This is a genomic window from Paenibacillus sp. DS2015 (genome assembly GCF_050433705.1).
GTDB lineage: Bacteria > Bacillota > Bacilli > Paenibacillales > Paenibacillaceae > Paenibacillus_AQ.
This window is the reverse complement of sequence record NZ_JBNPWS010000024.1, coordinates 1-23,614: the sequence shown is the minus strand read 5'-3', so window position 1 is coordinate 23,614 and position 23,614 is coordinate 1. Positions and strand designations below refer to the sequence as shown.

The following is a 23,614-nucleotide window of genomic DNA, read 5'->3' as shown; positions in this document are numbered from 1 at the left end:
CGAGCTAAGTAAGGCTGAACTAAATGTGCTATATTGAATGAACCTAAGACAAACCCTCTTATTCTTTATTCAGAGTCTATAGAAGTTGAGGGTATACACTTTAGTTCAATCTCTCTAGTTACTTTCTTTAGTTCATTTACTTTAGATCACTTCTTCTTCATGTTCTGTATAACGCGTTCATCGCTTTGACTAAAGCTTCCACTTCATGTTCCGTTGTATCGACTCCAACACTTGCACGCACTGCCCCACTTTTATCTGTAAGAACAGCATAATGAGCTAGAGGAGTACAATGCATTCCTGCTCTCACAGCAATCCCATATTCACGATCTAACCTAAAAGCAACCTCTGCAGAGTCAACGTCATTCATCACAAAAGATACAATACCCGAACGAGGCATTCCTATCTTCGGTCCTAACAACCGCAGATTGGGAATATCCCGCAATCCATCTATTGCCTGCTGCGTGAGTGCCCATTCCTGTGCATAGATCGCAGCTGGTGTAAGTTTACGAACTTTATCTACTCCTGCATGTAGACCTGCAATTCCCGGCGTATTAGGCGTTCCTGCTTCATAACGATCAGGTCTTACTGTTGGTTGTTCCTTCTCCTCCGATTGGCTACCTGTTCCCCCATGAATTAAGGGTTCTAGATCCACATGAGGAGCAATGTATAACCCTCCTGTACCTTGTGGTCCAAGTAATCCTTTATGTCCAGGAAAAGCCAACATATCAATATTCATCTTATTCACATCAATGTCAATGATGCCCGCACTTTGAGCAGCATCCACCAGAAAAAGGGCACCCCGTTCATGTGCCAATCGACCAATTTCAGCAACAGGTATAATGCTTCCCAGTAGGTTAGAACTATGACTACATACAACTAACCTTGTAGGCCTATTCAACGCTAATTTCATTTCAGCAACATCCATTTCGCCATTAGCGTTGACTTTAACATAATCCACGGTGATTCCATGTGTTCTTTTTAAATATTCTAAAGGCCTACGCACAGAGTTGTGTTCTATCATTGTAGCGATCACATGATCTCCTGGCTGTAGCACTCCCTTAATCGCCATGTTCAAAGCTATCGTCGTATTAGATGTAAAAATAATATCATTCGCATTTTTCACGTGGAACAATTTGGCTAGTACCACTCTCGTTTCAAATAATACACGACTGGCCTTCACTGCCATTGAATGGCTTCCTCGCCCTGGATTGGCCGCAGCCTCATTCATCGCTTGTTGCATCGCCGTCATTACCTCAGGCGGCTTAGGCCAAGAGGTAGCCGCATGATCCAAATAAATCAACGAATTCATTAGTACCCCTCCTACAAGGCAGAAAGACATACCCTTTTCCTCAATCGGAAATTAATCAGATATGCCTTCGCCGTCCCAAAACTTTATTGTCACCAATTTAGACAAAATGAATGAACCGCTAGCAACAATCCATAACCATAACATTGTTACAATGGATGTCTATTGTAACAACTCTAACAAGCGCTCCAAATCTTGCTTACTATAATAATTCAATTCTATTTTACCTTTATCTTTATTATTCTTAATTTTAACTGTAGTTCTAAAACGATCTCGTAATGATTCCTCTAGATGATTAATATACGGATCGTTATTTTTAACTACCTTTTTCGTTTCACTAGGTTTACGGTCTAAGTGCTTCACCGTCTCTTCTAACTCTCTAACACTCCATTCATTAACTACACACTGTTTAGCTAATTGTTTAACTAGATCATGATCCTTAATTCCAACGATCGCCCTAGCATGACCCATAGACAATGTTCCACGTGAAACATAATCCTTAACCTCTTCAGGTAATGCAAGTAGACGAAGGAAATTTGCTATATGTGATCTCGACTTACCCACCTTAAGAGACAGTTCTTCCTGAGTTAGTGCATATTGGTCCATTAGACCTTGATACGCGACAGCAATCTCAAGTGCATTCAGATTCTCCCGTTGTAAGTTTTCAATTAACGCAATTTCCATAACTTGTTGGTCACTGAAATTTCGAACTACTGCAGGAATTGTAGCTTTGCCACAATATTGAGAAGCACGAAAACGACGTTCCCCAGCAATGATCTCGAAACCTTTGATTACACTGCGAACAATGATCGGTTGAATAACACCGTGTTGCCGAATAGATTCAGCTAATTCGTGAATCGCTTCTTCCTTAAACTCTTTACGTGGTTGATATGGATTAGCCCGTAATTGACTCAGTGGAATTTCTACAATCTTATCATCATCATGAATTGAAAGTGACGGAATCAATGCATCTAGTCCCTTACCCAAACGCTTACTCATATGAGATCACTTCCTTTGCCAACTCTAAATACACTTCTGCTCCTTTAGAGCGTGGGTCATAAGTAATAATAGACTGACCATGTGACGGTGCTTCGCTTAGGCGAACATTTCTGGGAATAACAGTACGATATACTTTATCTTGGAAATACTTTTTTACCTCTTCAATCACTTGAATACCCAAATTCGTACGAGCATCGAACATAGTCAGTAATACCCCTTCAATTTGTAAAGAAGTATTTAAATGTTTCTGAACGAGTCTGACTGAATTTAGTAACTGACTTAATCCTTCAAGCGCATAGTACTCGCATTGGATAGGAATGATGACAGAGTCAGCAGCCGTTAATGAGTTAATTGTTAGAATGCCAAGCGAAGGTGGACAATCTATTATGATATAATCATACATACTTTTAACCTGACTCAAGGCCTTCTTTAAGCGTAATTCCCGAGAAATCGTAGGCACAAGTTCAATTTCAGCACCCGCTAACTGAATGGTTGCAGGAATGATATGAAGACCTTCTACTTGCGTATGAGAAATGGCATCCTTAGGATGGACCTCATTAATAATGACATCATATATGCAGTTCTCTACATCTGCTTTATTGATCCCAACACCACTCGTTGTATTTCCTTGTGGATCAATATCCACGAGAAGTACTTTCTTGCCTAAAGAGGCCATTCCTGCACCCAGATTGACGGAAGTGGTCGTCTTCCCTACTCCGCCTTTTTGATTGGCTATGGCAATAATTTTGGACACTAATTTCACCTCAAATGATATGAAAGACTCTTCGTGTAGGTCGCGAGATATGTAATATACAGCACAGTAACGGATTCCAAAGGTTGATAATAGCCTAACCAATGAGGTTACACTCTATATTTCAGAAATATAGAATTGAAGGGCCGCTTTCACTTCCATCACTCATTTATCTTTTTGGAATTTTTATAACAATTTCGTAGTGATCTTCGTGGTCATTCTCAGTTGTCTTAATAGCCATCCCTGACCCCGATACCATATCAATAGACTGCCTAATTGTATTTAACGCAAGCCGTACATCTTTGGAGTAAGAGATTCTCTTGGATTTCTTATTATTGGATACTTGCTTATAGAAGGCCACTCTAGCTTCTGTTTGCTTTACATTTAATTCTTTAGCAATCACTTCAGCGATAATCTTTAGCTGTAGTTCCTCAGAAGGTAGCGATAGCAGAGCACGTGCATGTCTCTCCGTTACTTTTCGCTCCATAAGAGCTAACTTTACGGGTTCTGGTAGATGGAGTAATCGAATCTTATTAGCAATCGTTGATTGGCTCTTTCCTAGACGCTGAGCCAGACTCTCCTGCGTCAATTGATGTAGGTCAATTAGCTTCTGATAAGCTACTGCCTCTTCAATGGAGGTTAGACCCTCACGTTGTAAGTTTTCAATTAGAGCAATCGAAGCAGCTTGTGAATCGTTAAACTCACGTACAATAGCAGGAATCGTATCAAGCCCAAGCTTTCTAACGGCCCGCCAACGACGTTCTCCAGCAATAATCTCATATTTGGCATTTCGCACACGAACAACAATCGGTTGGATAACTCCGTGAGTTTTAATCGTTTGACACAATTCGTCAATTCGATCTTCATCAAATATAGTGCGAGGTTGATAGGGACTACTTACGATCTCATCTATCGGAATTTGTTTTACTTCGTCCCCGGTGACGCGCTCAGTTAAGCCAAATAATTTAGAAAATTGTTCTTTCATTCCGTTTATTACCACCTAGTTTCATAATAGCACCGGGACATTGGGATAATGACATTAAATAACTAAAGTTAATAATAACAGTCCACTTATTTCCACTTAAAATGAACCTAAACTATCGTTTTAATTCAGCCTTCTATAAGTCATTTAACTTTCTCGCCAAGCCTCGTCGGCACTTTCTAATCACTATAATAATACTATCGTTCTCTATTCTTTCTCTTTAATAAGTAAAATCTACCTTAATTGAAAGAAAGAAGTTCCTGTCTATCCTATTCTATCACTTTTTATCATATAATCCTATTCTCTTATTATCCTATTTTTTCGCATTTTTGTCCCTCAAATATAAAGAGGTCTTATCTCTCATTAATCGAAAGATAAAACCTCTTTATATAAATATATCAAGCATAAATGAGCGTAAATGTTTCACGTGAAACATTCGATGACCCAGATTAATTAAGCAAGCGGTGACTTAGCAATAATAGCAGGATTACGAGGGTACTTATATGGTGTAATACCTGTTTTACTAATCAGAACAATATGCCGATCTGCTTCCTCTATGGGAAGTGTGAATTTCTCAACTTGCTTAACTTCGCTTCTTAATTCCTTCAGACTACGAGTTGCTTCCTGTATTTCAACAGAAGGATCACTACCCTTCATAGCAGCAAAGATCCCTCCCACCCGAACAAATGGAAGACAAAACTCATTAAGCATACCTAATTTAGCAACAGCACGGGCGGTGACTAGATCATACTGATCTCTATGTTCTCTCTTATGCCCACATTCCTCTGCCCTACCGTGTATTAGAGTAACATTAGACAGTTTAAGTTGATCAACTATATTTTGTAAAAATGTGATCCTTTTATTAAGAGAATCAATAATCGTAAGTTGAAGATCGGGAAAACATATTTTTAGTGGAATTCCTGGAAATCCCGCTCCAGATCCGATGTCAGCTAAATTCTTAACTTTACTCATATCCATGAAAAAAGCGAGCGATACTGAATCATAGAAATGCTTGGTATATACCTGCTCACGTTCTGTGATCCCAGTTAAATTCATTTTTTCATTCCAACTTACTAACTCATTGAAATAGATTTCGAATTGTTCTAACTGAAATTCACTTAGGTTAATCCCACGCTCTTGCAGACGACTTGTGAATGCTTGCTGTATAGAGTCCATAATTAACCTTTCGCCGCAGTGACTCGGTTATAATGCTCCAAGTATACGAGTAGAATTGAAATGTCAGCAGGTGTTACCCCTGCGATACGCGATGCTTGACCAATTGAAATGGGACGTATCTTTGTAAGTTTCTGCCTAGCTTCAATCGCTAATCCATGAATATCGGAATAATCAATGGTTTCCGGCATTTTCTTCTTCTCCATCTTTTTAAGCTTCGCTACATGGAGTAGTTGCTTCTCGATATATCCAGCATATTTAATCTGAATCTCAACTTGTTCTTTCATCTCATCCGTTAATTCATAAGGTGATGGTGAGATTTGTTCTATATGACTATAGTTAAGTTCTGGACGACGTAGAAGGACCAACAGCGTAGTTCCATCTTGAATGGCAGTCGAATCCGCAGATGCAATAACCTCATTCACGACACTTGGACCTACCTTAGCTTTATCCAATCGTTCTACTTCGAGCTCAACATTTTCTTTTTTGCTTAAAAAGCTTGCGAATCTCTCCTCCGCAATCAATCCAATCTCATGACCAATCGGTGTTAATCTTAAATCTGCATTATCATGACGAAGTAATAATCGGTATTCTGCACGAGATGTTAATAATCGATAAGGTTCATTCGTACCTTTGGTTACAAGATCATCAATCAATACACCGATATATCCTTGTGAACGATCTAGAACAATAGGTTCTTTCCCCTGCACCTTACGAGCAGCATTAATCCCTGCCATAACGCCTTGCCCTGCAGCTTCCTCATAACCGGAAGTACCGTTAATTTGGCCTGCTGTAAATAATCCCGGCATTTTTTTGGTTTCCAACGATGGCCACAATTGTGTCGGCACCATGGCGTCATACTCAATAGCATAACCATTACGCATCATTTCAACCTTTTCCATCCCAGGGATGGTTCTCAACATGGCTAACTGTACATCCTCTGGCATACTTGTTGACAGACCTTGTACATAATATTCAGATGTATTCTTACCTTCAGGTTCCAAGAAAATTTGATGCTTCGGTTTATCACTGAAACGTACAATCTTATCTTCAATAGATGGACAATAACGTGGTCCTGTACCTTCAATCATGCCAGAATACATGGGTGCACGATGCAGATTGTCACTGATAATTTTATGAGTATCTAATGAAGTATAGGTCAACCAACAAGGAAGCTGTTCATTGGTAGATGATTTCGTTTCGAATGAGAAAAATTTAGGTTTATCATCACCCGGCTGAATCTCTGTTTTAGAGAAATCAATACTATCCTTATGAACACGTGGTGGCGTCCCCGTTTTGAAACGTACAAGATCAAAACCATGCTCGCGCAAGTTTTCTGCCAATTTAATGGAAGGTTGTTGGTTGTTTGGTCCACTCTCATACGCAAGCTCGCCCATAATCACTTTACCCCGTAGGTAAGTTCCTGTGGTTAATACAACGGACTTTGCACGATATTCTGTTCCCGTTTTAGTGATCACACCAACACAGTTACCATCCTCAACCACTAATTGTTCAACCATACCTTGACGTAATGATAAATTTGGTTCTTTCTCCATCGTTTCCTTCATTGCGTGTTGATATGAGAATTTATCAGCTTGTGCACGTAACGCGTGAACAGCTGGGCCCTTCCCGGTATTCAACATCCGCATTTGAATAAATGTTTTATCTATATTCCGTCCCATTTCACCACCAAGTGCGTCAATCTCGCGTACCACATGGCCTTTCGCTGGTCCACCTATAGACGGATTACATGGCATAAAAGCAACCATATCCAAATTAATAGTAATCATTAGCGTTGAACAGCCCATACGTGCTGCGGCTAAGGCAGATTCACAACCCGCATGGCCTGCACCAATCACGATGACATCATAACTGCCTCCTATATAACTCATGGCTCCTACCTCCTTATATTATTGATTATATCTACTTCTTATATAGAAGCTTTAAATCATCATTAAAGCCTATTTACCTAGACAAAATTGTGAAAATATTTGATCTAACAAAGAATCACCCGCAGTATCACCAATAATTTCGCCAAGCTGTTCCCAAGCCAATCTGACATCAATCTGAATCATATCGATAGGAATAAGCTGCTCTGCAGCATCATATGCATCCTGTAAAGATTGCTTAGCTTTATTCAATAATGCAATATGTCTTACATTACTCACATAGGTGAGATCATTAGATTCCAATTGACCACTAAAGAATAGTCTCGATATTGACTCTTCCAATGCGTCAATCCCCTCCTGTGTCTTCACAGACATCGACACAATGCTCTCGGGCGCAAAGTAACGCTTAATTACATCTATATCTATCATGGAGGGTAAGTCCATTTTATTCATAATAACGATGGATTGTCTACCACGGATTTGTTCCATTAATTCCAATTCATCCATATGCAGCGGCTGACTAGCGTCTAACACAAGTAAAATCAGGTCTGCTTCATTAACTGCATCTCTAGATCTCTCTACACCTATTTTTTCAACAACATCAAGCGTTTCTCGAATACCCGCGGTATCCAATAACTTCAAAGGAATATTGTTTATCGTAATAAATTGTTCAATAACATCTCTTGTTGTTCCTGGTATATCCGTAACAATGGCTTTATTATCATGAGCCAAGGTATTCAATAAAGAAGACTTACCTACATTGGGTCGCCCCACAATAGCGGTGGTGATTCCCTCACGTAGAATTTTACCTTCTTCAGCTGTTTTTAAAAGATTCGTAATCTGCTCCATCACTTCTGAACATTTATCCTTAATAAAAGTAGATGTCAGGGATTCTACATCATGCTCAGGATAATCAATATTTACTTCAATATGTGCCATGGTCTCCACTAATGTATGACGTTGAGCTGTGATTTTACTTGAAAGGTCACCTTTCACCTGCTTCAAAGCTATACCAAATGCTCGATCTGACTTAGATCGGATAAGATCAATGACAGCTTCAGCTTGGGAAAGATCAATTCGTCCGTTCAGATAAGCTCTCTTCGTAAATTCACCTGGCTCAGCCAAACGAATTTGCTGCTGAAGCAAGAGCTTCATGACTCTCGTTACAGCGATGACACCACCATGACTACTGATCTCCACAACATTCTCAGTAGTAAAGGATCTTGGCCCCTTCATCACCGTTACCAGAACCTCTTCAATCTCCTCTCCACTCCGAGGATCTATAATATGACCATAATGGACAGTATGCGATTCAGCTTCAGTAAGCTTGATACGACTTTTAAATATAGGCTCTACTTCTACTATTGAATCTGGGCCGCTCACACGAATAACAGCAATACCGGCTTCCCCAACGGCTGTGGCAATTGCAGCAATGGAATCACTAATCAACATGTTTCTCCCCTTTCTATTTCAAGAAAAAAGCAATGACTCCTATCTATAATCAGGAAGTCATTGCATCTACCTAGAATGAAGTTATTATTGCAGTTCATTCTATTTATATAACACTCTTCACTTTAACGAAATGACTACACGCCTGTTAGGTTCGTCGCCCTTACTATAAGTCTTAACTTGTCTATGATCCTGAAGCTTAGCATGAATGACTTTACGTTCTTGCGATGACATCGGTTCAAGTACAACCTCTTTATGAGAGCGAATGACTCTTAGTGCCAAACGATCAGCCAATTCTTCTAACGTCTTTCTCCGACGTTCACGGAAGTTCTCCGCATCAAGTATAATCCTTACATAATTGCTAGATGCCTTATTAGCGACAATATTCGTTAAATACTGAAGAGCATCTAACGTCTGTCCTCTTCTACCAATGATAAGCCCTAGATCAGGTCCATAAATATGAAGTGTGGTTGCATCCTTACTGTGCAAGACATCAACCTTCACTTGCAAACCCATGGATTTACCTACATCTAGAATAAAATTAACCGCTGCGCGGTAAGGATCTTCATCTTCTTGGATACTAACGATATCTTGTGGAAGAGAGTTCACCGTCTCGGCTACTGGTACTGGTGTTTCTTCAGGAAGCAAAGATAATTCTACCTTCGCTTCCTTGACACCAATAAGTCCCAGGAATCCTTTTGACGGCTGACAAAGTATATTGACCGTAACACGGTCCTGACTTACCCCAAGCTGGGATAATCCTTTTTTCACAGCTTCTTCAACGGTTTTTCCTGAAGCAGTCACTTTACTCATTTGGACTTTTTGGCCCCCTTCTTACGCTTGCCAGAGTTATTACCTTTATTACCATTAGAATTACCTTTGGAATTAGAATTACCTTTAGCATTACCTTTACTAGATACTGATGATGATACTGCAGCTGTACTAATAACTGTATTATTGTTACGGTAAAGGAAGTAGTTCTGAATCAAGGTATACAAGTTACTGTAGAACCAGTACAACGGCAACGCAGCTGGAAATTGATAGGACATGAAGAAAATCAATACTGGATAAACCATCATCATGAACTGCATAGCCCCTTGTTGCGGGCTTGGGTTCATTTTCATCATCATTCTTGACTGGAAGAACGTAGTCACTGCAGCGAGAATTGGTAAAATGAATGTTTTATCTGGTTCACCAAGTTGTAACCATAAAAAAGTATGTTCACGTAAAGCTGCATTTCCATAGATAGAATTATATAGAGCAATGAATATAGGCATTTGAACAATCAATGGTAAACAACCCGCCATCGGATTGACTTTATTCTCTTGAAATAACTTCATTGTTTCTTGTTGTTGTTGCTCTTTATCGTCTTTATATTTCTCTTTTAACTTAGCTAACTCCGGCTGTATCGCCTGCATAGCTCTTGAACTTCTTACTTGCTTGATCGTTAATGGTAGAATAAGTGTCCGTACAATAATAACCATCACTAATACAGCTAGTCCATATTCTCCGCCGAACCAATCGGCAAAGATGTCCAATGCCTTAGCGAACCAATACACAACATTACTCTGCCAAAAACCACCATTCTTAAGATCTTCCGTAGTCATGGTAGCAGCTGCACTCGTACCACACCCAGATAATACAACCATTGTAAACATCATTACAGTGGTGAGGAGGATCCATTTCCTACCTCGTCTAGTCTTAAATCGCGACAATTTATAACCCCTCTCTTAGCACGTCCATTTCATTGTAAATCATACCATATTCACAGGGACAAGGAAACATTCCATCAGCTCCTTGAAGAGCTCAAAAGTGACGCTTTTCGCAACACATGCAATATACTTCGTTCCAAATCTTTATACGGCATATTTAAGGCACCTTTGCGTACAATAAACACAAGATCCACATGTTGAATTAACTCTGCTTCATGATGACGAACAATTTCCTTGACTAGTCTTCTCATTCGATTGCGAACAACCGCATTACCAACCTTCTTACTAACTGAAATTCCTACACGGAATTGCTCTACCTCTTTTTTGCGGAACCAATATACGACAAATTGATGATTAGCGAATGACTTTCCATGACGATATACACGGCTGAAATCAGCGCGGTTTCGTAAACGTAAACTTTTTTGCACGTCTATCTCCCAATTTCACTTCATATTTATATTTTCTCTTCATATATATTATAGGCATGGTCAAGATCTAATAAACTAAATCCATCACAATACCTCTTCCTCATTCTTAATAAAGAAAAAAAGACCACCGCAGTGGTCTTCATGCACGCTCATTTTACGCACTCAATATTTTTCTACCTTTTAAGCGACGAGCAGCCAATACTTTACGGCCGTTTTTCGTGCTCATTCTTTTACGAAAACCATGAACCTTAGCGCGTTTACTCACGTTCGGTCTAAACGTTGGTCTCATGAATTGCACCTCCTTACAGGTAATACTGCATATAGATAAACCATTTCCATCATCACAGAAAATGCCTTTATACATTTAACCACGAATATTGCCAAAAGTCAATGTATCTGCCATTACCCTCTTTTAGTTTCAGTTATCAACACCCTTAAGCATACTTTTATAAGTTCTCCACAGGTATAACTAATTAACCCTGAAATACTAAAAGTTATCCACCTGTTCATAATTATGCTGAAATTTGATTTTTCGGGGTACAAGCTGTTAATAACTTTTTTAGTAATTTTAGAGATGATGTCGAAATTTAAACAAAATATAAACAATATCTTGTGGTGTTAATAAACTTTATACACAAGTTATTGAATTTGTGGATAAAATGGCGACTTTCATTGAAAACCAACGATTATTTTGCTATGATAGTAATACTTTTGGGTGTGCATATGTTATTTAAACCATTATATTATCAACAAGCTGTGGATAAACTTGTGAACAATTTCAATTTATCCATTTTTTCATGTTTACACCTTTCGGGGTTTTGGGGATAGTTTTACACTATTCATGGTTTTTCGACAATATGACTCATGGCTTTAGCCGCAATTGCAGGATTTAAAGGAGTGACAATCTGTGGACAGCCATACTTCTGAATTATGGCAAGAAATTCTTTCTATTATTCAAACCAAGCTCAGCAAGCCCAGCTTCGATACTTGGTTCAAAGCAACTAAAGCGACGCAGATTAATGAACACTTCATTGTGATTTCTGCTCCCACGACATTTGCTGTCGAATGGCTTGAAAGTCGTTATACCAAAATGGTAGGTTCTACTTTATTTGAAGTCATGGGTAAGCAATTAGACGTCAAATTCGTTATTGAGGAAGCAAAGCCTGAATATCCAGCACCGCAGCAATTTACACCGCAGCCACCTATTTCTCATGAAGAATCAATGACACACATGCTTAATCCTAAGTACACCTTCGATACATTCGTTATTGGGTCAGGAAACCGTTTTGCACATGCTGCGTCATTAGCCGTTGCAGAAGCTCCTGCCAAAGCTTATAATCCTTTATTTCTTTATGGAGGCGTGGGACTCGGTAAGACACATTTAATGCATGCTATCGGCCACTACATTTTGGAACATAATCCGAATAGTAAAGTGGTATACTTATCATCCGAGAAATTTACGAATGAGTTCATTAACTCCATTCGTGATAACCGCACAGAAAATTTCCGTAACAAATATCGTAGTGTCGACATATTACTCGTGGATGACATTCAATTTATTGCGGGTAAAGAGTCAACACAGGAAGAATTTTTCCATACGTTTAACGCGCTACACGAGGAACGTAAGCAGATTATTATTTCCAGCGATAGACCTCCGAAAGAAATCCCAACGCTGGAAGAACGTCTAAGATCTCGTTTTGAATGGGGTCTAATTACAGATATTCAACCTCCGGATCTAGAGACACGGACGGCGATTCTGCGAAAGAAAGCGAAAGCAGAGAATTTGGATATTCCGAATGAAACGATGATGTATATCGCGGGTCAAATTGACACCAACATCCGTGAACTAGAAGGTGCCTTAATTCGAGTTGTAGCTTATTCATCACTAACCAATCAAGATGTAACCACTCATTTAGCTGCAGAAGCGCTTAAGGATATCATTCCTTCCAGCCGACCTAGAATGATCAACATTCAGGATATTCAACAGCGAGTTGGAGAATACTACAATTTACGAATGGAAGACTTCAAAGCTCGGAAACGTACCAAAGCCGTCGCCTTTCCAAGACAGATTGCCATGTATCTCTCACGAGAGCTCACGGACTTCTCACTGCCTAAAATTGGTGAAGCATTTGGAGGACGAGATCATACCACCGTTATCCATGCTCATGACAAAATAACACAAGCATTAAAGGTCGACCAAGATTTGTATAAAGTGGTCAATAATCTTATAGAAAAAATCAAAAATCCGACCTGAACAAGTTCAAAGCCTATGCACAATCTATACACATGTGGATAGGCTTAATTTTATTTGGTTTTTTGGGGTTATCCACATATTCAGTGCCCCTACTACTATTACTAATAAAATATATAAAGATACATCATCTATTAAGAGGCTGAAAAAGGAGCATCTCCTAAACCAAAACAGCCGAAATCTCACTAGGAGTGAAACTATGAAGATCAGCATTCTTAAAAATTATTTAAACGATTCCATTCAGCAGGTGTATAAAGCCATTTCCAGCCGGACTACAATTCCGATTCTGACCGGAATCAAACTAGATGTGAATCATCAAGGAGTAACACTTACAGCAAGTGATACAGATATTTCAATACAATCCTTTATTCCAATTGAAGATGATAATCAAACAGTTGTTCAAGTTGATCAGACCGGCAGTGTCGTGCTCCCTGCTAAATTCTTCGTTGAAATTATCAAGAAGCTGCCTTCGCAGGAAATTAACATGGAAGTAAAAGACCATTTCCAAACCTATATTTCATCAGGAGCTACTGAAATTCAGATCGTAGGACTCGATCCTGAAGAATTTCCAATACTACCCGCGATAGAAGGCAATCAAACCTTATCTATTCCTGGCGACTTACTTAAAAATATGATTAAACAAACGGGATTCTCTATTTCCACGCATGAAACGACACCCATTTTGACGGGGATTCTTTGGAACTTAGAAGATAACGAATTAAAATTTACGGCTACAGACCGTCATAGACTCGCTACCCGTTCTGCACAATTAGATGCAGGAGATGTCCGATTTAACAATGTTGTCATTGCTGGGAAAACGCTAAGTGAGCTTAGTAAAATCGTCCCTGATCAAAATACGCTTGTAGATATTCTAGTATCTGATAATCAGGTCTTGTTCAAAATAGATCGTGTACTCTTCTATTCGCGAATACTTGAAGGAGTTTATCCTGATACTTCTAGGATTATTCCAACAACCTACAAAACAGAACTAGTTGTTGATACAAAAAAATTAAGCGAATCGATAGACCGGGCTTATTTGCTGTCTAGAGAGGAAAAAACCAATATTGTTCGTTTACAGACTTTAGAGCAAGGTGGTATTGAAATTTCCTCAAGTTCATCCGAACTCGGTAAAGTACGAGAGGAACTTGAAGTGATAGACTTCAAGGGAGAACCACTACGCATCTCATTTAACTCTAAATATATGCTTGATGTGTTAAAAGTTGTGGAAAGTGAACAGTTAATGATTGCCTTTACGGGGATTATGAGTCCAATTGTGCTTAAACCGATGGATGATAGTCAAAGTTTATATGTGATATTGCCATACAGAACGAATAACTAAACGTAACTATGTTTGAAAGAGAAGGGAACATGTATCGATGAATAAAGTAGTTATCCACACTGAATATATTAAGCTTGATCAATTTTTGAAATTAGCGAATTGTGTATCCACAGGTGGAATGGCCAAAGCCCTTCTGCAAGAGGGTGCGATTTCTGTGAATAGTGAGCCGGAGGATCGTCGTGGTCGCAAACTATATCCTGGAGATATTGTTACAGTCGAGGGTGAGGGTTCATTTGAGGTAGCTGCTGCAGAATAGTGCACTATACCTCAAGGTCCGCATAAGAAGTTGCGGCGGAAGATGAGGAGGACTTCAGTGTGTTTGTAAAAAACATCAGCTTGCAGCAATATCGCAATTATGAACAATTGCGAATGGATTCCTTTGGGGATGTTAATCTTTTGATTGGTCCCAATGCCCAAGGGAAGACCAATTTGCTGGAAGCTATCTTTGTTTTGGCCCTAACGAAGAGCCATCGAACGTCAAAGGATCGAGAACTTATTGCTTTTGAGCAGACAAGCGCTCATATTTCTGCCATTGTTGAGAAAAAGTATGGACCCCTCACATTGGATTTGACATTGTCCCCTCAAGGGAAGAAGGCCAAGATCAATGGTCTAGAGCAGCGTAAGCTTAGTGAATTCATTGGATCATTAAATGTGGTCATGTTTGCACCGGAAGATTTAGAAATTGTAAAAGGAACACCTGGGATTCGTCGTCGTTTTCTCGATATGGAGATTGGACAAGTTCAGCCTAGCTATCTATTTCATTTGCAGCAATACCAGAAAGTATTGATCCAGCGCAACAACCTCTTGAAGCAAATGTGGGGCAAAGAAGCCGCATCACAGGGGTTACTAGATATATGGAATGAACAATTAGTGGAGCATGGTGTTAAAATTATAAGAAAAAGGAAACAATTTATAGTAAAACTTCAGAAATGGGCAGAGTCCATACATCATGGGATCACGAATGGAACTGAGGATCTGCAGTTACGCTATGTTCCATCGTTCGGAGAAGCGACAGAGGAAGATGAGGCTGTCTTATTTGAACAGTTTATGATAAAGTTATCACAAATGAAAGAACAGGAAGTTCGGCGCGGCATGACACTTGCGGGTCCTCACCGGGATGATCTAACTTTTTATATCAACGGTAAAGAAGTGCAAACGTATGGGTCTCAAGGTCAGCAGCGAACGACAGCCCTATCGCTTAAACTAGCAGAGATCGAGCTGATCCAAGAGGAAATCGGGGAATATCCCGTGCTTTTACTTGATGATGTCCTATCCGAATTGGACCCTTACAGACAAACCCAGCTTATCGAAACATTTCAAAGCAAGGTCCAAACATTCATCACCGCAACAGGAATTGAGAGTTTAAACGCGGATAAACTAAAGAATGCTAACATCTACCATGTGCATGCAGGTCAGGTGGGCTCTTAAATGAGTGGAGGATCAGAATGTATATACATTTAGGCGGGGAAAAAAATATACGATCCTCGGAGCTCGTAGCTATTTTTGATATATCGATTGAAAAATCATCTAAAATATCCAAGAAATTTGTAAGTCATGCACTGCAGGAGAAAATGATCGTAAATATTGGTGAGGAAGAGGCCAAGTCTATCGTAGTGACCAAGGACACGGTCTTTTATTCTCCGATTTCGTCTGCGACGCTTAAGAAAAGGGTCAACATTTTTTATGCCAATGCTTAGTAGTAGTTGTAGAATCTATAGAAGTAGGTGAAGGCATGTCTATGAATGAACCAAAATATGATGCGAGTCAGATTCAGGTATTGGAAGGTCTGGAAGCCGTTCGCAAACGGCCGGGTATGTATATTGGATCGACTAGTGCTAAAGGCTTGCATCATTTAGTCTGGGAAGTAGTCGACAATAGTATCGATGAAGCAATGGCCGGTATATGTGACCATATCGAAGTTACGATTCACCAAGATAATAGTATTACCGTTGTGGATAACGGTCGTGGTATCCCTGTAGGAGTAGAAGCTAAGACGAAACGCTCTGCACTTGAAGTTGTTATGACTGTATTGCATGCAGGTGGTAAATTTGGCGGTGGTGGATACAAAGTTTCAGGCGGATTACACGGGGTAGGTGTGTCGGTTGTTAACGCTTTGTCGGAAAAAGTAGTAGTAACCGTTAAAACTGAAGGGCATGTGTATCAGCAAGAATATCGTCGAGGTGCACCTCAATATGATGTGAAAATGATCGGAGATTCTGATGAGCATGGAACAACAGTTACCTTCCATCCAGATCCTGAGATATTCACAGAAACCATTGAATATGATTATGCAACTCTTCTTACGCGTATTCGTGAGATTGCCTTCCTAAACAAAGGGATTGCACTAACACTCAAAGACGAGCGTACGGGAGTCTCGAATCGTTTTATGTACGAGGGCGGAATTATTGAGTATGTAAGATTCTTAAACGAGAAAAAAGAAGCACTTCATGAAGATCCAATCTACGTAGAGGGCTCACGGGATATGATACAGGTTGAAGTCGCTTTGCAATATAATGATAGCTATACAGAGAATATTTATTCTTTTGCGAATAATATTAATACCCATGAAGGTGGAACCCATGAATCTGGGTTTAAGAGTGCTCTGACACGGATTATTAATGATTATGCTCGTAAAACAGGGATGATCAAAGAGGGTACCTCCAACCTTTCAGGTGATGATGTACGTGAGGGATTAACGGCAATTATCTCGGTCAAAATCCCAGAACCTCAATTTGAGGGTCAAACAAAGACCAAGCTAGGTAACAGTGAAGTACGTGGTATTGTAGAATCATTGTTCGCGGATAAGTTCCAAGATTTCCTACGAGAGAATCCGGCTGTATGTCGTCGAATATTAGATAAGGGATTGCAGGCTGCAAGAGCACGTGAGGCTGCTCGTAAAGCTCGCGAACTAACACGCCGTAAGAGTGCACTAGAAGTTAGTGCTTTGCCAGGTAAATTAGCAGATTGCTCTTCGAAGGATGCATCCCTAAGTGAACTTTATATTGTCGAAGGAGACTCTGCAGGAGGATCAGCTAAACAAGGTCGAGATCGGCATTTCCAAGCGATTCTTCCTCTTCGCGGTAAAATCCTGAATGTTGAGAAGGCTAGACTAGATCGTATCCTGTCTAACGCCGAAATTCGCAATATGATAACAGCACTTGGAACAGGTGTAGCTGAAGATTTCGATCTTAGTAAAGCTCGTTATCACAAAGTCATTATTATGACAGATGCCGATGTCGATGGTGCACATATTCGTACGTTGATGCTTACGTTCTTCTATAGGTATATGCGTAAGTTAGTTGACGCGGGCTATATTTATATTGCGCAGCCACCTTTGTTTAAAGTGGAACGTAATAAAGTCATTCGTTATGCGAACACTGAAACTGAACGTGATGTAATTATAAGGGAATTTGGTGAAAATGCTAAATTTAACGTGCAACGTTATAAAGGACTAGGGGAGATGAATGCTTCTCAACTGTGGGAAACGACGATGGACCCAGAGAGTCGCACCATGCTTCAGGTAACCATTGAGGACGCTATGATGGCAGATAACATATTTGATACCTTGATGGGTGATAACGTTGAACCACGACGTGATTTCATCAATGAGCATGCTAAAAGCGTTAGAAATCTTGATGTTTAGAAATTAATGCCACGATATACTGGAGAAGGTGCAATTGCACCTTCTTTTTTTCTGGAATGTATGAAAGTATTCATTTTCATACATTATACATTGCTAAACACATTGCTAAACGAATTTAGTCTTTGCTGGTCGACCAAACCGCTTAGCCTGTATAGCAGATTAGGCTTGTTTAGATGCTTTTTTCTTAGAGGAGAATCTGCCGTAAGACAAGGCATAACGATGGATCCTTTTATATACGTGTTTATCAGGTATGAACTGTTTAAACGGAAATAATGCAGGAAGTGTATTAACTTCAAGGATCCATGGTTTTAAATCAGAGTCTATAGCAACATCAAGTCCAATTTCCTTAATACCCGGGTATTTCTTTTCGAGTTGAGCGGCCACCTTCGTTCCAAGACTATGAAGTAACCTCTCAAATTTGAATAAATCCATTCGATCCATGTAGTTAGATAGCAAGATATCTATCATATGAACACTTCCACCATTGTGATGGTTGGTTACTACTTTATTTGGAGCAGCTACACGTCCAATCATGCCGGTTGAAGCCCATCGATGATTTGGACTCTTTTGCGTGAGAACGCGAAGATCAAAGGCTCGATTGTTATACTGCAATGACACGATACCCTGTTGAATCAAATATGTTTGTTGATGAATGCGTGAAGTGATATAAGTATGAAGTTCTTCGAGTGAAGGCAGAATTTCAACAGTCATATCATGAAAAAGTAAATATTTATATTTTATCGGGATTTCTTCACTAGGCACATGATCTTGATCTGGCAATTGTTCAACCCGCATGACGCCATTTCCATAGGTTCCTTGATCTGGCTTGATATATACCATGGGGTATACTTTTAGCATGCTTTCCAAAGCATCCCAAGAATATATATAGGTAAGAGGAATATAAGAGGAAATATCTTCATTTCTGAGGAGCACATTGGTCTTTTTCCATTTACTTGAGACACGCCGAATAGCCAAGAAGATTCATCCTTTCAAAAATACATTTTTAGAATATTTAATACAGACGTGTTAGATATGTCAAAGGGTGTAAAACTTAACACAATGAAGTGAAACAATGGTATACTATGAGATAGGGTATTTCCCTAACAATGTATGTTCTAGTATCTAATCAAGGCAGGGCATATCCCTATTACGTCTATAAAATTAGGCATATTTCCACCTTTGAGAGCTTTAACGTTTAATTGTGCGTCTTTTGAGAAAGTAATATAATAAAGAATACTGTTTTTTATAGCGTGATAGGTTATGAAGCGAATTCCGGACTCCTGTATGGAGGCCGTTTCTATTTGCTTATATAGTCATTAAGGTTGATAGGAAATTGGAGGAGGTCCAGTATGGCGGAAGAAATTAACTCGCAGATTAAGGATCGGGATATTAGCGTTGAGATGCGTGAGTCATTTATGGACTATGCAATGAGTATTATTGTAAGCCGCGCTTTGCCTGATGTAAGAGATGGGTTAAAACCAGTACACAGACGTATTTTATTTGCGATGTCAGAACTAGGGATGACCCCTGATAAACCCTTCAAGAAATCAGCAAGAATTGTCGGTGAAGTTATCGGTAAATATCATCCACATGGAGATAGCGCCGTATATGAAACGATGGTTCGGATGGCACAGGATTTCTCACTTCGATATATGCTTGTAGATGGTCATGGTAACTTTGGTTCTGTAGATGGTGACATGGCAGCTGCAATGCGTTATACAGAAGCTCGTCTATCTAAGATTGCTATGGAGATGCTGCGTGATATTAACAAGGATACCATTGATTTCACAGCTAACTATGATGGCGAAGAACAAGAACCTGTCGTATTGCCAGCTCGTTATCCTAACCTTTTAGTTAATGGGGTATCAGGTATAGCCGTAGGCATGGCTACTAACATTCCACCACATAATTTGGGTGAAGTTATTGATGGTGTCCAAGCTCTGATTAAGAATCCAGATCTAGATTCACTTGATTTGATGGAATACATTAAAGGACCCGATTTCCCTACCTCTGGATACATACTGGGTCGTTCGGGAATACGGCAGGCCTATCAGACAGGCCGTGGCTCTGTAACGATGCGTGCAAAGGCTAATATTGAGGAGAACAATAATAGAGCTCGTATTGTTGTTTATGAACTCCCATATCAGGTGAACAAGGCACGGTTAGTAGAGAAAATTGCTGAACTAGTACGTGAGAAGAGGTTAGACGGAATTACGGATCTACGGGATGAATCTGACCGCAATGGTATGCGTGTCGTGATTGAACTTCGTCGTGATGTGAATCCTAATGTAGTACTGAACAATCTATTCAAACATACTTCGATGCAGACGACATTTGGTATCAATATGTTGGCCATCGTGAATAATGAACCCAAAACGTTAAGCCTACATGATGTACTGTATCACTATCTGGAACATCAAAAGGTTGTAATACGTCGCCGTACTGAATTTGAGCTAAGAAAAGCGGAGGCACGTGCACATATTCTAGAAGGTTTGCGCATAGCTATGGATCATTTAGATGCAGTCATTGCACTCATCCGAGGATCACAGACAACAGATATCGCTCGCGAGGGACTCATAAGTACGTTTGATCTAAGTCTTGAGCAAGCTCAGGCGATTCTAGAAATGCGTCTACAACGTTTGACAGGTCTTGAACGTGATAAGATCGAGAATGAGTATCAAGAGTTACTGAACAAGATTAGCGAATATCGTGAAATTTTAGCTAATGAATCGCTTGTATTACAAATTATTAGCGAAGAATTGAATGAGATTAAAGAACGTTTCGCAGATGAGCGCCGTACTGAGATTACCATTGGGGAAGAGAGTATTCTTGATGAGGATCTTATTCCACAAGAAGAAGTAATCATTACAATTAGTCATACCGGTTATATCAAACGTCTGCCAGCTAACACTTATCGCAATCAAAAGCGTGGTGGACGTGGAGTTATGGGTATGGATACTAAGGATCAGGATTTTGTAGAGCATCTCTTTGTGACGAATTCACATCAGTATTTGTTGTTCTTTACGGATAGAGGGAAAGTATATCGCCTTAAGGCATATGAGATTCCTGATTTGAGTAGAACAGCAAGAGGAACAGCTATTATCAACTTGATTCAAATTGAGCAAGGGGAGACTGTCAATGCAGTGATTCCAGTGCAGAAATTTGAGGGCGAGGATTACTTATTCTTCGCTACACGTCAAGGGGTTGTGAAGAAAACTCCACTAGAGGATTACATCAACATTCGTAAAGGTGGGCTTATTGCCATTAACCTGCGTGATGATGATGCCCTAATCGGAGTGAAGCTTACGGATGGTGAGCAAGAAGTCATCATGGGTACAGCTCAGGGGATGTCCATTAGATTCTCTGAAGGTGACGTTCGTTCTATGGGACGTAGCGCAACAGGAGTTAGGGGTATTCGTTTATCTGATAAAGATGAGGTTATTGGCATGGATGTGGTAGATAAAGATTTAGATATCCTTATCGTTACTACTAATGGTTATGGTAAACGCACACCAGCTAATGACTATCGCTCCCAAAGTCGTGGTGGTAAGGGAATCAAAACGATTAATGTAACTGGCAAGAATGGTCCAGTTATTGCATTAAAAGTTGTTAAAAATGATGAAGACTTAATGATTATTACTACAAGTGGAACATTGATCCGTACCAGTATGGAGGGAATCTCCACGATGGGTCGTTACACGCAAGGTGTTAAATTAATTAATACCCGTGAAGACGATGCAGTGGCTACGGTATGTCGTGTTGATAAAACCGAAGAATCGGAAGATTACCCTGAAGGAGAGGACTTTCCTGAAGGAGTAGAGTTCGAAGAAGAGGTTGGTTTGGATTCGCTTGCTGTTGAAGAGGATACATTGTCTTCGGAGACGAGCTCTTCTGATGGTGAGGATACTTCCTTAGATGTTTCGGATGAGACGCTAGAAGAAGAATAGTAACAAGGTTCAAAGTATAACATGGTTACAGAAAAGATACGGAAACCAATAAGTAACTGAGTCCCATTAAATGGCCCAGGTTTAAATACTATAGATTAAGCGTCTACTAAATGACCCCGGAATTATTCTGGGGTCATTTTTTTAGACTTCTTAGATAATAATTGGTTTAAATTTATAACAATGATTGTACAGATATAAGATACATAATATAATGGTTTTGAATGTTATATACTGTAATTAACTTTGAAAAATGAAATGGAGATGTAATTAATCTATGACTAACGTATCCATTTTGGACTTAAAACCAGGTGCCAAATTGATCAACAATGTATATACCCCATTGGGCGGTCTTCTCTTTCATAAGGAAACGGTATTACTCCCCCGTGATTTAGATATTTTAGAGGCATTTCTCGTGGAGTATGTAGAGGTTGGGCAATTGGGAGAGAAAAGTATAAAGACGAAAGAAAAGGTTCAGAACACTGGAAAAGTAGCAACAACTGAGAAAACATTGGGGAACCCCTCCGATCCTAGTAATCAAAAGCTGTTGCCAGTGAAAAATGAATCTTCTTTTCTTGAAGAATATGATAAGCTGATCAATTTGATCAAGAGTACCTATCCTTCAGTTTTGGCGGCAGGAATTCCTCTATATGAAATCCGTAATCAGCTAGAAAGTGTGATTCAGTATATAAAAGACTTTAGTGAAATATCCTTTTCACCGCGGTTATTAAATGACTATGATTATATGTATCATAATGGTGCTCTGTGTGCGTTGTCCTCTTATAAACTTGCTCAGTGGAGCGGTCTTCCACAAAAAGATTGGATGCAAGCTGCCTTCGCAGGTCTTTTTCATGATGTGGGGAATATTAAGGTGGATCCAGCCATATTGCATAAACCAGATTCCTTAACAACCAGCGAGATTGAAGAAGTACGTCAGCACACAATGTATGGGTATCAGTTATTGAAGAACGTTACAGCAATTAATGAGGGCGTACGTCTGGCTGCGTTACAACATCATGAAAAAGTTGATGGTACAGGATATCCATTAGGTGTTGAAAGTAACAAGATTCATATATATTCTAAAATCGTTGGAGTCGTGGACATCTTTCATGCTATGACCCTAAATAAGGCATACCGAAAGGGACAATCGCCGTACTTGGTATTAGAACAGATCTATGCAGAATCGTTTGGTAAATTGGATCCTAAGTTAGTACAGATATTTATAAAAAAAGTAACTGAGTTTAATAATGGTGCAATGGTTAGATTGAGCAACGATCAGATTGGGGAGATTGTCTTCTCTAATGATAAAGAACCGACCCGCCCTATGGTTTCCGTGGGTAGTGATATTATCAACCTAGAACAGCAACGCCATCTTTACATAATAGAAATAATCAAAAAGAATGGTTAGTTAATAGGCACGTATTTCAGCATATAGTATAGTAGAGACGATCTTGTTCTCCTAAATAGAGAAGGCAAGATCGTATAAATGTATATATTAGAAACTATTCAAATTAATTAGAAAAAAAGTGTTGCATTCATATATCATACGTGATATATTATTAGTCCGCCCAACAAATGGCGGTCAAAACGAATCAGAAAGCTTAACAATCACATGAAAATGAAATTGAAAAAAAACTTGCATTACTGAGTCGAACATGATAAGATATAGTAGTTGTCGCCGAGAACAACTGATGACAACGAAAGAGTAATTGATCTTTGAAAACTGAACAACGAGTGAGTAAAGATTT

General features: G+C 39.5%; 20 protein-coding genes. 8 read left to right on the top strand and 12 right to left on the bottom strand.

Annotated elements, in window-relative coordinates:
- Nucleotides 1-157: 157 nt before the first annotated feature.
- From J2T13_RS18590 to rpmH, 11 genes are all read right to left on the bottom strand, one after another.
- Nucleotides 158-1,309, bottom strand: a complete 1,152-nt coding sequence (locus J2T13_RS18590; RefSeq protein WP_429373862.1) for an aminotransferase class V-fold PLP-dependent enzyme — start codon at nt 1,307-1,309, stop codon at nt 158-160.
- Nucleotides 1,310-1,468: 159 nt separating this feature from the next.
- Complete coding sequence (locus J2T13_RS18585; RefSeq protein ID WP_429373861.1) at nt 1,469-2,305, bottom strand: ParB/RepB/Spo0J family partition protein; 837 nt, start codon at nt 2,303-2,305, stop codon at nt 1,469-1,471.
- Nucleotides 2,298-3,059: a ParA family protein gene (locus tag J2T13_RS18580; protein ID WP_429373860.1), complete on the bottom strand. Its 762-nt coding sequence runs from the start codon at nt 3,057-3,059 to the stop codon at nt 2,298-2,300. Before J2T13_RS18580 ends, J2T13_RS18585 begins: the two co-directional genes overlap by 8 nt.
- A gap of 166 nt (nt 3,060-3,225) precedes the next feature.
- Complete coding sequence (gene noc / locus J2T13_RS18575; protein WP_429373859.1) at nt 3,226-4,041, bottom strand: nucleoid occlusion protein; 816 nt, start codon at nt 4,039-4,041, stop codon at nt 3,226-3,228.
- A 450-nt stretch (nt 4,042-4,491) separates the two neighbouring features.
- On the bottom strand, nt 4,492-5,214 hold the full coding sequence (gene rsmG / locus J2T13_RS18570; RefSeq protein ID WP_429373858.1) for a 16S rRNA (guanine(527)-N(7))-methyltransferase RsmG: 723 nt from the start codon (nt 5,212-5,214) through the stop codon (nt 4,492-4,494).
- A 2-nt stretch (nt 5,215-5,216) separates the two neighbouring features.
- Nucleotides 5,217-7,103 carry a tRNA uridine-5-carboxymethylaminomethyl(34) synthesis enzyme MnmG gene (gene mnmG / locus J2T13_RS18565; protein ID WP_429373857.1) on the bottom strand — a complete coding sequence of 629 codons (1,887 nt, stop codon included), beginning with the start codon at nt 7,101-7,103 and terminating at the stop codon, nt 5,217-5,219.
- 69 nt (nt 7,104-7,172) lie between these two features.
- On the bottom strand, nt 7,173-8,549 hold the full coding sequence (mnmE, locus tag J2T13_RS18560) for a tRNA uridine-5-carboxymethylaminomethyl(34) synthesis GTPase MnmE (protein WP_429373911.1): 1,377 nt from the start codon (nt 8,547-8,549) through the stop codon (nt 7,173-7,175).
- Between the two features lie 120 nt (nt 8,550-8,669).
- Nucleotides 8,670-9,362, bottom strand: coding sequence for an RNA-binding cell elongation regulator Jag/EloR (gene jag / locus J2T13_RS18555; RefSeq protein WP_429373856.1), 693 nt, complete (start codon nt 9,360-9,362; stop codon nt 8,670-8,672).
- Nucleotides 9,359-10,264, bottom strand: coding sequence for a YidC/Oxa1 family membrane protein insertase (locus J2T13_RS18550; RefSeq protein WP_429373855.1), 906 nt, complete (start codon nt 10,262-10,264; stop codon nt 9,359-9,361). The genes jag and J2T13_RS18550 overlap by 4 nt, the downstream gene beginning before the upstream one ends.
- A 74-nt stretch (nt 10,265-10,338) precedes the next feature.
- The gene (gene rnpA / locus J2T13_RS18545; protein ID WP_429373854.1) at nt 10,339-10,689 is read right to left on the bottom strand and encodes a ribonuclease P protein component; all 351 of its coding nucleotides are present in this window, start codon (nt 10,687-10,689) and stop codon (nt 10,339-10,341) included.
- 154 nt (nt 10,690-10,843) lie between these two features.
- Nucleotides 10,844-10,978 (bottom strand): 50S ribosomal protein L34, encoded by a 135-nt coding sequence (rpmH, locus tag J2T13_RS18540; protein WP_044879157.1) that lies wholly within the window; start codon nt 10,976-10,978, stop codon nt 10,844-10,846.
- A gap of 618 nt (nt 10,979-11,596) precedes the next feature.
- On the opposite strand from rpmH, the gene dnaA reads away from it, so the two are divergent.
- The 6 genes from dnaA to gyrB all read left to right on the top strand — a co-directional run bounded on the left by dnaA (nt 11,597) and on the right by gyrB (nt 17,922).
- Complete coding sequence (gene dnaA / locus J2T13_RS18535) at nt 11,597-12,943, top strand: chromosomal replication initiator protein DnaA (RefSeq protein WP_429373853.1); 1,347 nt, start codon at nt 11,597-11,599, stop codon at nt 12,941-12,943.
- 196 nt (nt 12,944-13,139) lie between these two features.
- On the top strand, nt 13,140-14,279 hold the full coding sequence (gene dnaN, locus J2T13_RS18530) for a DNA polymerase III subunit beta (protein WP_429373852.1): 1,140 nt from the start codon (nt 13,140-13,142) through the stop codon (nt 14,277-14,279).
- Between the two features lie 37 nt (nt 14,280-14,316).
- On the top strand, nt 14,317-14,535 hold the full coding sequence (yaaA, locus tag J2T13_RS18525; protein WP_429373851.1) for a S4 domain-containing protein YaaA: 219 nt from the start codon (nt 14,317-14,319) through the stop codon (nt 14,533-14,535).
- A 59-nt stretch (nt 14,536-14,594) separates the two neighbouring features.
- Nucleotides 14,595-15,707: a DNA replication/repair protein RecF gene (recF, locus tag J2T13_RS18520; protein ID WP_429373850.1), complete on the top strand. Its 1,113-nt coding sequence runs from the start codon at nt 14,595-14,597 to the stop codon at nt 15,705-15,707.
- 17 nt (nt 15,708-15,724) lie between these two features.
- Nucleotides 15,725-15,976, top strand: coding sequence for an extracellular matrix regulator RemB (remB, locus tag J2T13_RS18515; RefSeq protein ID WP_429373849.1), 252 nt, complete (start codon nt 15,725-15,727; stop codon nt 15,974-15,976).
- A gap of 35 nt (nt 15,977-16,011) precedes the next feature.
- The gene (gene gyrB, locus J2T13_RS18510; RefSeq protein ID WP_429373848.1) at nt 16,012-17,922 is read left to right on the top strand and encodes a DNA topoisomerase (ATP-hydrolyzing) subunit B; all 1,911 of its coding nucleotides are present in this window, start codon (nt 16,012-16,014) and stop codon (nt 17,920-17,922) included.
- Nucleotides 17,923-18,081: 159 nt separating this feature from the next.
- Here the strand turns inward: gyrB and J2T13_RS18505 are convergent, their stop codons facing one another.
- The gene (locus tag J2T13_RS18505) at nt 18,082-18,897 is read right to left on the bottom strand and encodes a YheC/YheD family protein (RefSeq protein WP_429373847.1); all 816 of its coding nucleotides are present in this window, start codon (nt 18,895-18,897) and stop codon (nt 18,082-18,084) included.
- A gap of 374 nt (nt 18,898-19,271) precedes the next feature.
- On the opposite strand from J2T13_RS18505, the gene gyrA reads away from it, so the two are divergent.
- Nucleotides 19,272-21,869, top strand: a complete 2,598-nt coding sequence (gene gyrA, locus J2T13_RS18500) for a DNA gyrase subunit A (RefSeq protein WP_429373846.1) — start codon at nt 19,272-19,274, stop codon at nt 21,867-21,869.
- 274 nt (nt 21,870-22,143) lie between these two features.
- Nucleotides 22,144-23,274: an HD-GYP domain-containing protein gene (locus J2T13_RS18495; protein WP_429373845.1), complete on the top strand. Its 1,131-nt coding sequence runs from the start codon at nt 22,144-22,146 to the stop codon at nt 23,272-23,274.
- The last annotated feature ends 340 nt before the right edge of the window (nt 23,275-23,614 follow it).

Bases quoted from the DNA above. Each gene is read 5' to 3' on its own strand.
- J2T13_RS18590 (WP_429373862.1), bottom strand. From the start codon at position 1,309: ATGAATTCGTTGATTTATTTGGATCATGCGGCTACCTCTTGGCCTAAG.
- J2T13_RS18585 (WP_429373861.1), bottom strand. From the start codon at position 2,305: ATGAGTAAGCGTTTGGGTAAGGGACTAGATGCATTGATTCCGTCACTT.
- noc (WP_429373859.1), bottom strand. From the start codon at position 4,041: ATGAAAGAACAATTTTCTAAATTATTTGGCTTAACTGAGCGCGTCACC.
- rsmG (WP_429373858.1), bottom strand. From the start codon at position 5,214: ATGGACTCTATACAGCAAGCATTCACAAGTCGTCTGCAAGAGCGTGGG.
- mnmG (WP_429373857.1), bottom strand. From the start codon at position 7,103: ATGAGTTATATAGGAGGCAGTTATGATGTCATCGTGATTGGTGCAGGC.
- jag (WP_429373856.1), bottom strand. From the start codon at position 9,362: ATGAGTAAAGTGACTGCTTCAGGAAAAACCGTTGAAGAAGCTGTGAAA.
- rpmH (WP_044879157.1), bottom strand. From the start codon at position 10,978: ATGAGACCAACGTTTAGACCGAACGTGAGTAAACGCGCTAAGGTTCAT.
- dnaN (WP_429373852.1), top strand. From the start codon at position 13,140: ATGAAGATCAGCATTCTTAAAAATTATTTAAACGATTCCATTCAGCAG.
- yaaA (WP_429373851.1), top strand. From the start codon at position 14,317: ATGAATAAAGTAGTTATCCACACTGAATATATTAAGCTTGATCAATTT.
- remB (WP_429373849.1), top strand. From the start codon at position 15,725: ATGTATATACATTTAGGCGGGGAAAAAAATATACGATCCTCGGAGCTC.
- gyrB (WP_429373848.1), top strand. From the start codon at position 16,012: ATGTCTATGAATGAACCAAAATATGATGCGAGTCAGATTCAGGTATTG.
- gyrA (WP_429373846.1), top strand. From the start codon at position 19,272: ATGGCGGAAGAAATTAACTCGCAGATTAAGGATCGGGATATTAGCGTT.
- J2T13_RS18495 (WP_429373845.1), top strand. From the start codon at position 22,144: ATGACTAACGTATCCATTTTGGACTTAAAACCAGGTGCCAAATTGATC.